This is a genomic window from Flavobacterium sp. LHD-85 (assembly GCF_030929595.1).
Lineage (GTDB): Bacteria > Bacteroidota > Bacteroidia > Flavobacteriales > Flavobacteriaceae > Flavobacterium.
Window position 1 is genome coordinate 97,930 of the sequence record NZ_JAVFVR010000011.1, and the last position, 17,287, is coordinate 115,216.

Sequence of the window (17,287 nt, forward strand, 5' to 3'; positions counted from 1 at the left end):
TTTGTATTATTTATCAAGTATCTTCCATTTATCATTTTTTTCACAAACCAATGAGAATTGAAAGGCAGTTGAACTTTTTTTATAATCTGTAAAGACAACTTCTACTTTGTCGCTAGTAACTGAGACAAAATCCACCAGAAATATCTTTTTACTACTTGATTTTAGATGTGTTAAGCTTTGTTCATTTCCCACTGTTATAAGATCACTATCATTTGGCATTGATTCGTTATCATACGTTATTATTTCAGTTACCACAATTTTATCAGACCTCTTTTGAGACAAGGGAAATACATTATCCTTGTAAATTATGTTTCTATGGGTTAACTTTTTGTATTTATATACTATGTTGTATTTTATCTTGTCTAGTAAGCTACTTTCAATACCCGTACCACACTCCACAAAATAATTTCTTCCGGTAGCAATAAATACAGTGTCAACAGTAACGTATTTGTTTTTAAATGCTGTTAGGATTTCAGTTCCTAATTGCTGCTGATTTTCAATGGGTCTCTGTTTGAATAAAAAAGAATTTTCAGGAATTACCATTATGATAAGAACTAAAATCAGAAATACAGCTGTTATTTTCAATACTATTTTAATCCACTTGTTTTTCATCAGTTTGAGTTATTCTTTATTTCGTAAAACACTTTATTTTGAGGTGTTCGCAAGACTGTTTTTTTACCTTGTTTACATTCAAAATACCCCTTCTCTATATATCTGATATCATCATAAATAAGTGGAATAATAATGACGTTTGATAAATCTACCACTCCCTGCTTTTTTTCTTTGGAAACGATAGCGAAATTTGTCCCTTCAAGGATTTGATAATCATCATAGTCTTTATTGTTTTCCGATTTGGTTTTATCATTTTCCTGATTTGCAGGAGTAATTTCATACGGATTACGGTCGTTATCAATTAGGTTTCCATAATAATCAATTCGCCCCTTTTTTCCATCTTTTATAAAGGTATAGCACCAATAAGGAAGATTTTTTTCTCTATACAATGTATCGCATTCAATTGAGAATTGTTTTTCTCCATAGCTTCCATAAATTGTGCGAGTTTTATTCTTCCTGCCTTGGATTACTTCTGTAAAATTTAAATCATCTTGTTCTATCGGAATTATTGCGCGACCGCTCAGAAAATCTAAGATTCCTTTTTTCTTGTTTTTTGTAACTAGCAATACCTTTTGTTGATTTGCATACCCTTTATTAAAATCAATATTTTTAATATTATCATAAACAAATTCATGAAGCATCTGATTTTTATTGGTAAGCACTCCATATTTAGTACCTCTTTTAGCAATGAAATTGATATTGTCCGGCGTATATAAGCTATCATTTACAAAGGGTATTACTATACTTTCGTATGCATCAATTACCCCATATTTATTATTTCTTTTGACCATAAAAAGAGTAGTTTGTAAAAATGGATCGTAATTAAGATCATAATGCTGCACTGTTTTTGAATCTTCAAAGATCAAGCGACCATACTTACTGTATTTAATCATTTTCACACTATGATTTTTATAGTCATATTCCCTATCTGAATAACCTCCGTCAATGTCGTCACTAAATTTTGTTACTGTAGTTTCTAAATCTATTTTTTGCGTTTTTAAATTCAGCAGTTTAATGGTGTTACCGTCCCTAAGTATCAAATGATGATTGACGGTTATATCACTAAAATCAAATTTCCAATTGGCAGGAGCTATAAACGAAACTATTTTTTTGTTTTCTGGGCCTATAATATCTACTTTGTCTTTGGTTTTGCAAATGAATATTTTGTTGACATATTCTAAAATAACATCTCTTTTTGCTTTGTTGCACCAAACACTATTATGACTTTCAAATGGAAAAATGATTTCATCATATTTATTATCTTCTGACACTAAAACTTTTCCGTCAAAGTTGACTATACCGTATTTATCACTTTTGGCATCGGTCTTAAACTTAAATAAACTAAAAATTATCTTTTGATTTTCAGAAACTTGATTTCTTTCTTTATCATTTTGATAATAATAATCTACTACTGGATACTTGAACTTGGCAATTTCCAATCTATCGTTAATTGCTCCGTACAGATCTTTATCATTATAGATAAAATATTTATTTTTATACGAAAATATTGGATAAGGAGCCTGATACATATTAAAATCCGTATCAAAAAACACTTGTTTTTCATCAGCAGTGTGTGCGAAAATAAATTTTTGATCATTCTGTGAATAAGTATAACGTGCCAATATTGTTCCCGAATCCTTTCCGTTTTGAAGATTTTATAATCCGTATCGACCTAATTTATCCTGATAACCAAGAATAATATTGTGGATATCAGTTTGGATATTATTGCAATTATCCAATACTTTGGTAAGTGTGTCTCCCTGTATTTTTAACAAGGATATTTTGTAATCATAAATTTGTCTCCCATTATCAAAATAGGTAATGCCTTGATAATTTACTTTTTCAGAAATAATATAATAGTATGTTTCTATGGAATCATTTCGGATAATTAATCTTTGTATTATATCCTGAATGATAAAAGGGTAAATGCTTTGTCCTTTGCTGTTATACAGACCATAATTATTATCTTTATTTTTTACTTCAAAGACAAGGGATTCTTCTCTTTTTTCATTATAGTTTGGACTCGGATAAGTAATAATATTTTCATATTTTACGGGTAAAACTTCTTTTCCATTAATATCCAACAAACCTTGAAGCGATTTAGAATCTTTTATATCATTTCCAGCTAAAAAAATATTTTTACTAATACGATCTATATACGAGTATTGAGCCTTTAGAATTTCTTTACCATCAGCATCCTCAATACCATATTTATTATTTTGTTTAAATAATTGTCGATCTGTGTAACTATCATTCAGTCCATCAAACGCATTTTGGCTTGATACATATTCTTTAGGATTATTGTCCTTTGAATCGTGGTATAATTCACCATTCAATTTATAAAGGGTCTTTTTTTTGTTATGATAAGCTGCTATAAGTAAATCCTGCGCTTTAAAATAATCTCTACATACAAAATCGTACTGTGGTTTTTCTATTTTTTTATTATTCAAAATAGTAAACCCCCATTTGTTTTTTATCCTATAAAATAACACATCTTTGTAATAGTTATTACTGCTAAAACTTTTAATTTCATCATAATCATTATCCAATAGCTTTTTCCCATCTAATAGCCTGGCACCAAACTTATTTTTATTTTTAGTAATGAAAATATAGTATTTTGAATATTCCTTTTGTTCTACAACAGGCTCTGGAAAGAAAAGATTCGATTCCTTACCTTTTAAAAAGGTATTTCCCATATTCGAAATCGAATCATAAACAGGTTCTGTATAATACTCAAATTTGCTAAAATTATAAACCCCCTCTTTGTTGTCTTTCTTTACAATTAAATATTTGTTTTTATCTTTTAAAGGGATTTCGTTGGGCTTGCTAAAATTTTCTTTGCTAAAAATAATCTCTGACAAAATATTGTCATCCTGGCTTTCTTCTGTATACGAGTCAAAAACATCCTTGATGAATTGGTTAGATTGAGGACGGTAGATTGAAAGATGATTGCCAATATGTAAAATAAAATATTTCGATTCCTTTTCTTCAGCATAATTCGGATACATTTCTTCATAAGAATCAATAGAATCAACTAAAACTTCATTGGTTTTTAGATTGATAAATTTCCATTTTTCATCTTTTTTAGCCAATAACAGGTTATTTCTATACAGTATAGCAGAAGAGCACTCAAAAACCAGTTTGCTGTTTAAATCATAAATACCAATGGTTTCTTGAGTTTTTGAATTTTTATCCAAATCGGTTACGATAAAATATTCTAGCGTCCCACGCAAACCGTTGTAATAAGTAAAATAATCTTCGCTGGTTGTAATTTTCTGATTTTTAAATGGTATTACAATTTTTCCAGTTTTATCAAGAAGTGCTTGCTGATTGATTTTGTTGGCCACAAAAAAATTAAATTTATCATCGAAATTTAAAATCCAATCGTAAACAGGTGCAATCACATAACTATTTGTCTTTCTATTAAAAATACCTTCAGATACAATATTTAAAGTTTGTACTCTAACTTTAATGTTCAAGGTATCTTTATCGGATATTGCATATTTCTCCGAAAAATTATGATTGAGAATCGAAGCAATATGCTCTTTCCAAACACCAATATTGGTATTTTGTAAAAATTCCTTATCTTTTATTTTATTAAATGTTTTAAGAGATTCATTAAATTTTCCTTCATTGTAAAACTGCATAGCTTGTTTTCTTAAAGCTTCGCTACTTTGGGAGAAACTTATTAAAGGCAATAAGGCAAATAATATTAGCAATATTTTTTTCATGCAGTTATAATAAATAAATTAGTAACTTTTTTTTGAAATCCTTTTTTTAGTTTTTGCTGTTCAATTTCAGCCATATTGTTGTCTATTTTTGTTTTTCTATTCTAACATAAAGTCTTTTACATCACTTAAAATTTCTCCTGTTTTACCATCAATTTTTATTGTTCTAGTTTCTCCCATTGAATTTATTTGTACTGCATAACAATAACTGGTAAACAAAAAAAGATGTTTATATGAAAATCTATCTATTAATAATGACTGATAATTCGTGTCGTTGATCAAGTCAATCTGCAAATCTTTTTTCAGCATCAGGATCAATTCATTTACCGAAAAATCAAAGTTTTCATCATAATTTTTCCAGCTTATTAAAACTCCATTTTCATCATAACTTTTCCAGATACCAACTGGCATTCCGTAAAAATGACTAAATTGATTTACCAATAATTTAGTTGTTTTATCGTAAACAAACGTCTGTTTAAAACTATGATTATCAGAAATTAGTTCTTTCTTATACAGATCTTTTCCCTCATATAACTTGATAATTGTATCCTGCAAAGCATATTCGTAAATACTGTCAATTTTATTATCATTGAATTTTTCTAAATCGAATTTTTCTGAAGTCTTTGCATCAAATTTTTCAGAATAGATTGCTTTTTTATCATTACATGATAAAAAACAAAATATCGTCATTATTATAATTATTTTTCGGAACATAAACAGCGTTATTTCTTTTTCTGCTTTACTTAATAAATTTATGATCTAGATTTTTGGAACTAATTTTATAAACTTCAATATTACTTAAATCAACCTCTTTCTTATTGTAATTGCTTATATACAAATTATTAATTTCCTTTTTTGATTGTGATAAGTCAATGAAAAAATTTCCTTCCGCAAATTTCAATCCTTTTAAATACAAGAATTCTCCAAAATCTAAATCAAAATTAATCTTTATGAAGATGCTCATTTTAATATCATCCTTTCTAAAAATATTCAAAATAATTATGTCATTTTCTCTGGGAAATGGGTTCCCCATATACAAATAAGCAAATTCATCATCAATCCTAATTCGATCTTTATAATTGTCCCAATAACTTTCTGTCAAATAAGCATTTTTTGATTTTTTATAATAGTCTAACGAAGGGGAATTTATTCTATATGCACTTACTAAGTGATTTGAATCGGTATTTAGTAAACTATATTTTAATTTAAAGATTGCAGGAGGTTCTTGACTATAGCAAAGAAGTGTTCCAAAAGACAAAATGATATAAATATAATTTTTCATTATATATACTAATTAATTATTGAACATAGTATGGAATACTGTACAAACACCTTACTGGACTTCCATCTTTAATTGCCGGAATCCAATTAGGAGATAATTTTAAAACTCTTTCTAATTCTTTTCCCGATCCGTAACCAATATCACGAAGCACCTCTATCTCAGACAAGCTTCCATCCTTTTCAATTATGAATTTTGCAAAAACTCCGCCTCTAGAAGATTCTTCATCCAGTATTTCTTTTGGAATAACATAATTCTTTTTTATAAAAGCATAAAACTTTTGAATTCCGCCCGGATAATCAGGCCTAATTTGGACAGCTACAACATTATAAACTTCATTATCAATTGTTTTACTTTTATTCTCTTTCTTTTCTTGTTTTACTATTTTTCGAGGTACAATTGTTCTATTGTTTCCATATTTTTTGGCAAGATCAATTGCTTCAAAAGAAGATTCCCATTTACGGTCAAATACTTTACCTAAAAAGCGATACGAAATTTTATCTGAAATTTTGACAAGCCAAAAACCTTCCGAATTTCGAAACAAATAAAAATTTGAAAGAGGCGTTGGATCATTACCGCAGAAACCACCTCTATATCCAGAAAAAGAAGCCAATAATTCTATTCCTGTACTTTTAATAATTTTTACATTTTTGCAATACAAATAGTTTTTGTCAACCAGAAAAATATTGAAAGTTCGGGCAGAATTCACATCGACATCACTCATTTTTTTTATCTCTGGACTTCTTTCATTACAATAAGAAACCACATTCTTATCTTTATAATATTTATCTTCAGAATATTTATCTCCCTCATCCATTGGTGCAAATGTTTCAGCATCAAATGAAGTTCGTTTATCCCTAAAATAAATACGATCATACATTTTGCAAAAATTATAATCGATGAAAACCTTATTGGAACCATCAAAGTCGTCAACATCATTTTTTTGTGCTTTTGCTACCGCAATTTGTTTTGGACTTAAATCTTCATAAAAAGATTTTGTTCGAGTGGCATAAGCTTGGTTTTTATAAAAAACGATACCGCTAAACTTATTGTACGAAATCGCATTGTGATCAATTTTTCCGTAGTATTTAAAAGGTAATTTTTCGATAATGTCTTTTTTCAACTCTTGATTATACCCTCTTTCATAAATTCCATTTTTATCATAAAAACAATAGGCACCGCTAAGAAAACCGAAAGAAGGAAGATCTACTTTTTGGTCAATCTCTTTACCATCTTTAAAAATGCTTTTACCATCAGTAATGAAAAAATCATAGTTATCAGCAGTCCAAACTTTAACTTTACTAGAATTTTTAAGTTTCATTGGAGTTTTATTACCTCTAAAATATACATCATTGTTATATCTGGTATAATGTCCCGACAGTGCTTTTAAATTGTCTGGATGCATATCATCCACTAATTCTCCATTGCGAAAGACGTATTTTTCTGTTTTAAAAAAATCACAGTTAACATATTGATAGGGTTCTCCTCCAAAAGAAGCAACTTCACCTTTGAAATAAATGTATTTTTTATCATGACAAAAATCATACGGACTGGTATTTGCCGTAGCGCCATCAGAACCTTCTATTTTTTTGTCGAAGTAATAAATGAAATTCTTGTCTTTATAATATTGATCTTTAACCTCTCCATTGTAACTCTTGCAAGGATTAGGCTGAAAAGTTGCCACATCAATATCCTTTAATTCTAAAGTGTTTTTGAATACTTTATATTTTGTTTTCCAAAGGAGATCATTCTCTTCATTTCTCCCTAATACAACAAAACCAGTGGTATCTATTTTTAAAAATTCACCTTTAACATACATCCCGTTTTTATCAAAAGCGAACCCAGATTCCTTATTTTCCCCTGGTTTAAAAGAAACAATATTCGGATAAAAAACAATATGCGTACAAGCATCTTGATACACAACATAATCTTTGTTTACGATGTAAGTAGGATTTTCAACAAAATTGCATTCTCGTGCGCCATATTCTATTTTTAGAGCAGGATCTTCCAATGCTGGTATACTAGTATTTTGGCAGCTAAAGAATAATACAAAACTAATGGATATTAAAAATATTCTTATCATAGATCTTGGCTTAATGAATGGGGCATCACTATTTTTATCTGCTTTTAGAAGTAAAAAAACAAAATTTATTTCATTACAGTAACAATAAAATAAAAATCTTCTAAATAAATCTACTCCATAATCACATAGATAATTTAAAAGGTAAAAAGGTTGGGATAGAATGAAAAAAAAATTAAAAAAGATATTGATACTTAGCAATTTTCAACTTTTGACCCTTATACAAACCTCTCTAGAATTAAAATTCTAAATAATTATCCTACAAATTATTATAAGAATAAGCCAATTTTTTAAATCAATCATAAAATGGTTTGTCAATTGTTCAATAAGGCACTTAAAGAGATGAGGCTGTCTCAAAAGTAAAATCAAACCTGCGAAGATCGTTATATGATTTAAAATCTTCTCACAAAAGTTCGGCTTACTGTAACGTTCAAATTTATATATTAGCATTTTTTACATTTCAAATAATTAATGTAATATATACAAAATATAGCTTCCAACCTTTATAGAATCAAACACATCTAATAAAGAATTACAAACCAAAATATCATCCATCAAATGAGAGCACTATTTTTTATCTTTTTAGGCGTATTTTCAATTGCAAATAGCCAAAATAAAAAAAAGGATACCGCCATTATGGATCCTAATTTAAATATTCCTAAAGGTTATTAGATATAAATTAAAAGAAATTTCCGCAATCTGTGGTATGGGTTATTTTAGTGAACCTAATACAGAATACTACGATTATGACTTTTATAAAAAGGATAATCAGATATATTGTCAAAACAAATTAACAAATATTGATGCCCAAGGTTTTCAGCGTGTGGGACTAAATTATTATAAAAACAATAATAATGTCTATTATTACAGCGCAGATTTAGGGTTGCAGAAGATTCCGAATGTTGATCCAAATTCATTACGTATTTTAGGTTCTTTTTTAGCAGATAAAAACTTTTTGTATTTAAAGACCTTAAAAATAATTAGAAGTCAGAATTTGGAATTAATATTGGACAATATACAATATGAAGAACCTCCAGTCAAAAATACTACAGAACGTTTCTTTTCACCTTCAAATTATTACATATTAAAAAATAACAAAGGATATTGGGTAATAAAAAGTTCAACTACTACTATATCATATAATTTTCTAGGAAAAATGTATGATCCTAAATGGGAAAAAATTAGAGAAGAAAACAAATACATTACTGATAATGATATATATAATTCAGTAAATGTAGATACAAAACCGGACTACCCTGGTGGAATTGATGAATTTTATAAATTTGTACAAAAAGAATATCGCATACCGACCGAAGAAGGGCTTAAAGGTAAAGTATATACTACATTTGTAGTTGAAAAAAATGGCGTATTATCCGGAATAAGAATTCTTCGCGATATTGGATATGGAACTGGAGACGAACTTATAAGAGTTTTAAAACTGTGTAAAAAGTGGAATCCCGCAATAAAAAATGGGCAAAAAGTAAAGTGTTTATATTCTATTCCTTACACCGTACAACAATATTAATCACCTTTGAAATCATAGAAACATTCTCGATAGCTGTCGACATTGAAGCTTGAAAGGTATTACATTCGTGCCACAAAACCTAAATTGCATAAAGTAATTCATAGAGCCAAATAAAGACAATCCTGCCTTAACTTAAACAGTCTTTTAAAATCCTCCATAAATTTTGTAAATTTATATATCAGTTTAATACGATGAATCTATTGAATTTTTACAATTTTTGCATCAATCCTACTCAGAACATCCAAACCAAATTCATAACGCCAATGAAAGACAGACATTACATATAGAAAGCCAATTTCTTTAAATCATCCAAAAATAATGTTGTAATTTGTCCTGTCCCCGTCACAAACTTAAAATCCCATTTCTAACGAAATGGGATTTTTTTTGACCTTCTTATATCGATTTAATCAGTTAATACCTCTAAAAACAAATGGTTTGGTTGTCCTGTAGAGTTGACCTTACTGGATTCAAACCGCTCCTCAACACTGTAAAACATTAGACTTACAAATTTCTTATCTTTCTGTTAACAATAATTTTAGTTTTATGGAATTTGACAATGAAAATCTCGAATAAAAAATTACACCTCAAAAGACTCAAAAATGCTTTATAATGAAGGAATGGATATAACTTGTACTCTCAATTTTGCTTGAAATTCAGTAAGGCATTTTTATTTGTAATCTTTTATTATAATTTTACCCAACTATCACAAAGGACTAACCGCTAGTTAGAATTCAATAAAAAGTCAAAAAAACATGAAATCAATTCAATCAATCACTTTTATTTTATTATTTATAACACAATTGGGTTTTACGCAAAGTAAGAAAGAAAAATTAGAACAGCTTTTTGAATTTTACAATCAACAAAATCTATTTAACGGTTCTGTTTTTATTTCTGAAAAAGGAGAAACTTTACTAAATAAAGGTTATGGATTATCAAATGTCACTTTAAAAAAGGAAAATAACGCTAACAGTATTTTTCAAATATATTCCATTACAAAAACTTTTACAGCAACGGTAATTTTAAAATTAGTAGAAGAAAAAAAACTTTCATTACAGGATAAACTTTCAAAGTTCTATCCGGATTATCCTGATGCAAATACTATTTCAATTGAAAGTTTGCTAACCCATACCTCTGGAATTTATGAATATACTAGAGGCAATGATATGAAAGACCAAACAGAAAAATCATTTGTTGAATTTCAAAAAACTAAACCTTTGGATTTTCCTGCTGGAACTGATTGGAGTTATTCTAACTCAGGATATTATTTTCTAGGCTATATAATTGAAAAAGTTACTGGAATAAGTTACGAAAAAGCAGTTGAAAAATACATATTTAAACCATTGAAAATGAAGCAAAGTGGTTTTGCTTTTAAAAATCTGAAAAGTGAAAATAAAGCAACGGGGTATGAGATTTTTTCTGAAAAAGAACAAAAACCATCGATTGTTTATGATCCGCCTATGCCTTTTGCTGCTGGTGGAATATACTCAACTGTTGAAGATTTAAATAAATATTATAATGGACTAAAAAATTACAAGATTATCTCCAAAGAAAGTTTAGAAAAAGCATATACACCTTTCAAAAACAATTATGGCTATGGCTGGATTATAAGGCCGATGTTTAAAAAAATGACAGTTGGCCATAGTGGTTATGCAGCAGGTTTTTGCAGCAATTTTGTTCAAATTCCCGAAGATGATATCTGCATTATACTACTTACAAATACAGAAAGAGGTTTAGACACTGCCACTTATGCTATTATAAAAACTTTGTATAATTTATATAATAAAGATTATAAAATTCCAATTGTCGCCAACATGAGCTCAGAAACTTTAAAGCAATATCTGGGAACTTATCAAGTAGAAAACAATTTTGTAATTTACCTTACCCTTGAAAACAATAAATTAAAATTGCAAAGTGGAAATGGGCCCACAACTATTCTATTTCCTGTAAAAGAAAATTTGTTTTACGCTGAAGAATTAATGGGTGATGTAGTTTTTGAAAGAAACGAGACTTCACAAATAGAGTCATTAAATTTTCATGTAGGAAATCAACTAAAAAAAGCAAAAAAAATATTTCCTTCTTGGGGAATTGCAGGAAGTGCAACAGAAAATGGCTGGGAAGGTCCTGATGCAAAACTTGTTGAAACTGAAACAAAAGGAATTTGGACAATTAAAAATATGACTCTAAAAACAGGAGAGTTTAAATTTCGTTTTAATGACGATTGGACTTTAAATTTTGGAAAAGATACGAGCGACGGAATAATGCCAAAAGGAGATAATATAGAAATTTTAACAGGTGTTTATGATATTATTTTGGACATAACAGATTACGAAAAACCAAAATACAAAATTTTCAAGAAAAGTTAAAAAACAACCTACAACAGCTAAGGGATTCCTTGCCGTGAGTAGCACGAACATTAAACCTCTACGATACATACAAACCACTTCTTGATAAAACCTAAAATAATTATCTTACAAATTCACTTGAAACCAGGCTAATTTCTTTAAATCATTCATAAAATGGTTTGTAAATTGTTCAGTAAGGGTCACAAAAGCCAAATGGCGCCAATTTAAGACAATTGGCGCCATTTCTTTATTGTTTTTAATCAAGCTATTAACCTATCTAGTGTGCATTTTCTATAGAGAAATCAGAACTAAAAATAAAACCAAGCGGCCAATGCGATACCATGAATTGTGCAAGCGATACTTGCACAATTGAAAAATCAGTGCAAGGCTTAGAAAGGTTCTGCCGTATCTTCTATTTCAAAAAGAAAACCTCTGCTTTCAGGAGAATAACTTGTCGAATCAGCATTGAATTGCCAATGATTTTTTAATGCAACAATTGGGTTGGACTATCAGTTCTCAAAAGAAGAAACAGGGCGTCATAGCGGCCCTAGCCCCGATAGCAGTGAAAATCCTTTTGTGTCGGGGTTTGGCACAAAAGAATGAAACGTATAGCGGGAAGAGCTCCTAAAAAACATTTAAGCATGCCTACGCTAATTTAAATAGCATTTCAATAGCTCCAATCTTCGATTACTGCTTGCTGCTTAATCAGGCAAAAAAACAATTAACTCCAGTTTTTAATTTCCTATATCTATTTGGAAAGATTCAATTCGTTTTTAAAGAAACTTTCAATTTCAAAAAATAGATGGCAGCTATTCGGCATTAATGATTTTCCTTCGGTGTCAAGTAATAGAAATTCTGGAGCGTAATCAGTATAATAATTTTCTGCGACGGTCTTTTTACTGTTTGGAAGTCCTGACAAATTATACCAAGTCATTTTTTCTTCTTCAACTGCTTGTTTCCATTTTTGAAAATCAGTGTCAATACTTAAATAAACGATGCTGACTTTATCTCCATATCGCTGTTCTATATTTTTTGCAAATTTGACCTCATACCTGCACGACTCGCAATCACTTGACCAGAAAACAACTAGAACGTATTTTTTGCCATTTAAAACCGATTTAAAATCATATGCAACCCCATTCACATCAAACCAATTAAAGCTTGTTGCAAATTCACCTTTTTGCAGCATTTTTATTTTACTTAGGTATTTTTTTATGGCAGCATAACTTTTCGAATGTTTCAATTCATCAGAAAATAATTCGATCATGCTAGCGATATCATCCGTTTGCAAACTTCCTCTTTGAAAATAAACGGCCTGCAATACACTGTAACTATCAGGATGTTTTTTAATAAAATCTTTATTTACATAGTGATAATTTAAATCATGTATATTCAACCAACTGTACAACTTGTGCTCTTTCAAACCTATAGAGGAAACTTGAACATAAGGCATTCCAAGCCACTCGGGATAGGTACAACTGAGTTTTATATCCTCGTTTCCAACTAAAAACTCTCCATCATAGCCATACTCCTCAGAAAGCGCTGCGTCTTTGACTGCAAGATCAGTTATTTCTTCATTATTTTTTAACAGCACAATAGTTGTCATTCTTGTTTCCGGTACAGAAAAATGATACTCAAATTTCCCTCCTATAGCCTTTATGGTATCAATTGTCTCGACAGAATCTCCAAATTCTGCATAGCCTGTCATTTTTATTACGACATGATCAAAATAATTTTTAATTGGGGAAAGATCGGCCGTTATTTTTCCCTCTCTCTTTGCAAACGACTTAAAAGAAAAAAAAGGCAATATTAAAATTAGTATTACTATATTTTTAATTTTCATAATATATTTATTGTGACAAAGTGTTAATTCAAAAACTAAAAGATTCGTAAATTTCTTACTTAATAAGTTATTAATTTACAATTTGAGCTATAATTAGCGATTCCATCTTTCCGCCAGTTAAAATGAGGAACTATATCTTTGTCCGTTTGAATACATTTAAGGTTGGGATTAAAATAGGCATGAAAATTCAGGTTTTGATTGTTTCCATTACTAATATTCAAACTCGTAAGTGAATTTGAGTTGCAATAGAGCGCATATATTTTCGGGTTTTGCGAAATATCCAAACTAACCAACTGATTGTTCGAACAAGTCAAACTGAGCAATAATGGATTTTGGCTTACATCAAGGGCAACCAACTTGTTGCTATAACAAACCAACTCGTTTAATGGCGCGTTGGCTACATTTAATTTAACTAGCTGATTTTTATAGCAGCTCAAGTACGTTAAATTTATATTTTTTGAGACATCAAGAGAGTTCAGTTTATTTTCGTCTAAATACGCTTTATTCAAAGCAATATTTTTGCTTAAATCCAAGTTGGTCAATGGCGTATTCATACAAACTAAATAACTCAAATAAATATTATGTGTTAGATCTAACTTGTTCAATGGATTATTACTACAAGAAAAATTCGACAAATAAAGATTTGCCGAAAGATCTATATCTGTTATTTGATTTTCAGAACATCCGAATGACATCAAATTAATATTATGTGATAAATCTAATGCCTTTAACTGATTGGTATTGCAGTAAAAATTAGCTAAAACTATATTTCTGCTTATATCTAAGGAAGTTAATTTATTTTTTCCGCATCGCAATTCACGCAAACTTATATTTTTAGAAACATCTAGTTCATCTAATTGATTTCTATCACAACTTAAAGATGTCAATTTCACACTTTGCTTTAAATCTAATGCGGTTATCCTGTTATTTGAACAATTCAAAGATATCAGAGCTTCATTTCTGCTAATATTCAATATGGTTAATTTATTTTCTTCACAATTCAAAGTGGTTAATGCCAAATTATCAGATAAATCCAACTTGGTTAGCTTATTTTCTAAACAAATCAGTTTTCTTAATGAAACAAAATCATTTATACCGGTTAAATCTTTTATATCACGATTTCTAAGATGAAGTTCCGTTACTTTTGCAATATCAGCAGTAAGAACTTTTCCGTCTGGTACACCATGATCATAACCAGAATCCCTTAAAGCATTTTCAAAATTAATATCAGGAATTAATGTGTATTTATTTGCGTCTTGAGCTAAGATTGTATGGAAAAAAGGCAAAATAATAAATGAGAATACAGTAAAATAAATTCGCTGTTTTTTATTTTTTTTTGATGAATAGCTATTTGTAATCAACACCCTCTATTTTTTAATTAGTTCTTTTTGTTTTACATCCTTTATTTCTTTTTTACTAAACTTAATAAATAAGAAATCCTATCCGTATAATATTTGGCATTTTTTTGATAAAAGATTCTGGCATCGGGTTTTAAAGCAGAATCATTATCCCACACAAATTTACCAGGATGCTTCACTTGAAACTCCTTCATGGTCTTTGCAAAATAATAATATGTTGTCTCTTTCCATTCCGCTTGTTTTTTTTCAAATGCTGCTCTTTCTTCTTCAGTTCTATTTCCATAAACAATTTCTAAAACAGCATTAAAAACTTCTGTTTCCCAGAACTGAAGTTCATGATAGTATTCTTTTCTGCAATTTAACTCTTCCTTGCTATTGGCTTTAATGCATTCATTAAGTTCTTTTTCAGCGGTTGGCAAAGGATCCGTAATATTTTGGCTAAAACAAGTTGTTAATGTTAAAATAAAAAATAAAATAAATTTCGAAGTCATTATTACAGTCAGTTTTTTTTACAAATTTTGGTTTTGCAATTATAATAAAAACGAAGTTAGGAATTTTATCAACTGACAAAGAATCACTAATTGCTTTTTCTCTTAAATTAAGTCTACTGAGATAATTGTAACCATTTGTTTTTTTGCCCAATTATACTTGATTTCTTTTTGCTATAAATTTTCCATGTGTCTATTTTTAAATAAACAATTATCTTAAAATATTTATCTACGAATTATTTTGGAATTAAATAGATTTTTACATCAATCCCCAACAGGACATCTAAACCAAATTTACATAGCCAATGGAAGACAGACACTACATATAGAAAGCTAATTTCTTTAAATCATCCAAAAATGATGTTGTAATTTGTCCTGTCCCCGTCACTCAGCCAGATGGCGCCAATTGAAGACAATTGGCGCCATTTTTTTATTTATGCTATTAAACACGCTAACTTTGAGTCATTTTTGCTATCATTTTGTTTCTTTAAAATAATAGCAAAATTGCTTGAGTGTATATATTTATATAAAAAGCAGCACAGATAGTTGATTTACCATTCGATAACTTAACAGGATTCGAACACCAATAATGAAGAAAAAAATTAATTTTGTTACCGGTTATTACTCCTTAAAAAACGAATAAAAGTAAAGAGACTTAGAAAAAATCTTAAGTTATGCTAAACATTGACTCAATTTGGAATTCATATTTCAATTTTTAATCAATAAGGATCTAAGGGATTTCCCTGCAAACTTCATTTTTCAAGAAACATTTAAAATGATTCTCTGCTTTCTTCCTTTTAAAGAACGGATCGTGTAAAAGTTTTAATCCATCACTCTGAACTTTCAAAGCTTCTGCAAAATTCCCTTGAAGAGCATAAAGGCATGCTTTTGCATCGTAAAAATTTAAGTTCTTTTCCAGAGAAATCGCTTTATCAATGTAGACCATCATTTTTTTATCTTTGAAACTATCATCCAGCTCTGGACTCATTATATGAAGCCATACATAATTATTAAGGGTCGAAGGTCTATCGCCATCAAGTTCTATCGACAACTCATAAAACTCTTTCGCACGGTTCAAATCCACTGGATTCCTAAAATGGAAATTCATACCGATCAAAAACAGATAATACCCTAAAATATTATTTTCCTGAAAGTTAAAAAGATAATGACTCCTGTTACTGTCTGTCAGCTTATAGTAACATTCCATCTTATTTTCAGCATACACTTTACCGTCATTTCCATTCCAGACAATATACCCTCCATCCGCAAATAACCATCTAATGTAATTATGACTTGGAATCTCAACCATTTTCAACGGAAGTCCCGCCATCTGCCCTATTCCAATGTAAATTTCACAATAGAGGTCACAATCAATAAATCTGCATAATTTTTCCTTTCTGTTAAGCCAATATTTCTCTCTATATTCATTTTGCCTCAGACCGGCACTTTCAAAACTAAACTGCTCTCTCATAGCACCAGTCAAAAAGTCAAAATTCCTTTTCTGACCTGTCTTGAAAAGAAAATTTTCTTCTGTCAATGTACTGTCGATAATTTTAAGTATGCTGACAGCTACCAGAGAATCTGCATTTTTTATTTCATGATATGAAAATTTGCCTTTTATCCTCTCTATTGCTTTATTAAACATTTTTTTATAGGAATCTATTTCAATGCTGTTATTTCCATAAAAAACAGTGTCCATCTTGAGCAGTTTATAAGTAGTTGTAGATTCAAAACTTACTTCATTTCCTGCCATATTATTTGCTCCAGTACTCTTGACACTGGCAAACATAAAAAGGAAAAATATAAAAGGAAATTTTAGCACTTTCATTAATCTATTTTTTCAAATATAGTCACTTTCACAATAAGTAAAAAATATCATATAGCTTATAGAGGTGCTTCGTAGCATTTTTTTTTCTTTTTTTTTATAAAATTGTCTCCATTTTTCAAAATGAGGAATCACGTAAATTAACATATTTCTTACATTTAAATCATTTTAACAAGTGTTTAATTGACATTTAATTTTAAAAAAAAT

At 29.3% G+C, this 17,287-nt stretch carries 12 protein-coding genes; 2 read left to right on the forward strand and 10 right to left on the reverse strand.

Going from position 1 to position 17,287, the window contains the following annotated elements:
- Positions 1 to 6 precede the first annotated feature (6 nt).
- The 6 genes from RB618_RS17720 to RB618_RS17745 all read right to left on the reverse strand — a co-directional run bounded on the left by RB618_RS17720 (position 7) and on the right by RB618_RS17745 (position 7,702).
- On the reverse strand, positions 7 to 612 hold the full coding sequence (locus tag RB618_RS17720; RefSeq protein ID WP_308069973.1) for a hypothetical protein: 606 nt from the start codon (positions 610 to 612) through the stop codon (positions 7 to 9).
- Complete coding sequence (locus tag RB618_RS17725; RefSeq protein WP_308069974.1) at positions 612 to 2,234, reverse strand: WG repeat-containing protein; 1,623 nt, start codon at positions 2,232 to 2,234, stop codon at positions 612 to 614. Before RB618_RS17725 ends, RB618_RS17720 begins: the two co-directional genes overlap by 1 nt.
- 33 nt (positions 2,235 to 2,267) lie before the next feature.
- Positions 2,268 to 4,343, reverse strand: a complete 2,076-nt coding sequence (locus RB618_RS17730) for a WG repeat-containing protein (RefSeq protein WP_308069975.1) — start codon at positions 4,341 to 4,343, stop codon at positions 2,268 to 2,270.
- A 96-nt stretch (positions 4,344 to 4,439) separates the two neighbouring features.
- On the reverse strand, positions 4,440 to 5,030 hold the full coding sequence (locus tag RB618_RS17735) for a hypothetical protein (RefSeq protein WP_308069976.1): 591 nt from the start codon (positions 5,028 to 5,030) through the stop codon (positions 4,440 to 4,442).
- 49 nt (positions 5,031 to 5,079) lie between these two features.
- Positions 5,080 to 5,622 carry a hypothetical protein gene (locus tag RB618_RS17740; protein WP_308069977.1) on the reverse strand — a complete coding sequence of 181 codons (543 nt, stop codon included), beginning with the start codon at positions 5,620 to 5,622 and terminating at the stop codon, positions 5,080 to 5,082.
- 16 nt (positions 5,623 to 5,638) lie between these two features.
- The gene (locus RB618_RS17745; protein WP_308069978.1) at positions 5,639 to 7,702 is read right to left on the reverse strand and encodes a DKNYY domain-containing protein; all 2,064 of its coding nucleotides are present in this window, start codon (positions 7,700 to 7,702) and stop codon (positions 5,639 to 5,641) included.
- Between the two features lie 703 nt (positions 7,703 to 8,405).
- Between RB618_RS17745 and RB618_RS17750 the strand changes: the two genes are divergently transcribed.
- Both RB618_RS17750 and RB618_RS17755 read left to right on the forward strand, forming a co-directional pair.
- The gene (locus RB618_RS17750) at positions 8,406 to 9,224 is read left to right on the forward strand and encodes a DKNYY domain-containing protein (RefSeq protein ID WP_308069979.1); all 819 of its coding nucleotides are present in this window, start codon (positions 8,406 to 8,408) and stop codon (positions 9,222 to 9,224) included.
- Between the two features lie 752 nt (positions 9,225 to 9,976).
- The gene (locus RB618_RS17755) at positions 9,977 to 11,587 is read left to right on the forward strand and encodes a serine hydrolase (protein WP_308069980.1); all 1,611 of its coding nucleotides are present in this window, start codon (positions 9,977 to 9,979) and stop codon (positions 11,585 to 11,587) included.
- A gap of 727 nt (positions 11,588 to 12,314) precedes the next feature.
- On the opposite strand, the gene RB618_RS17760 is transcribed toward RB618_RS17755, so the two are convergent.
- From RB618_RS17760 to RB618_RS17775, 4 genes are all read right to left on the reverse strand, one after another.
- Entirely contained in the window at positions 12,315 to 13,409 is a 1,095-nt protein-coding gene (locus RB618_RS17760; protein ID WP_308069981.1) for a thioredoxin family protein, read from the reverse strand.
- A 59-nt stretch (positions 13,410 to 13,468) separates the two neighbouring features.
- Positions 13,469 to 14,770 carry a hypothetical protein gene (locus tag RB618_RS17765; protein WP_308069982.1) on the reverse strand — a complete coding sequence of 434 codons (1,302 nt, stop codon included), beginning with the start codon at positions 14,768 to 14,770 and terminating at the stop codon, positions 13,469 to 13,471.
- A 41-nt stretch (positions 14,771 to 14,811) separates the two neighbouring features.
- Positions 14,812 to 15,258 carry a hypothetical protein gene (locus tag RB618_RS17770; RefSeq protein WP_308069983.1) on the reverse strand — a complete coding sequence of 149 codons (447 nt, stop codon included), beginning with the start codon at positions 15,256 to 15,258 and terminating at the stop codon, positions 14,812 to 14,814.
- Positions 15,259 to 15,985: 727 nt separating this feature from the next.
- Positions 15,986 to 17,083, reverse strand: a complete 1,098-nt coding sequence (locus tag RB618_RS17775) for a hypothetical protein (protein WP_308069984.1) — start codon at positions 17,081 to 17,083, stop codon at positions 15,986 to 15,988.
- Positions 17,084 to 17,287 lie beyond the last annotated feature (204 nt).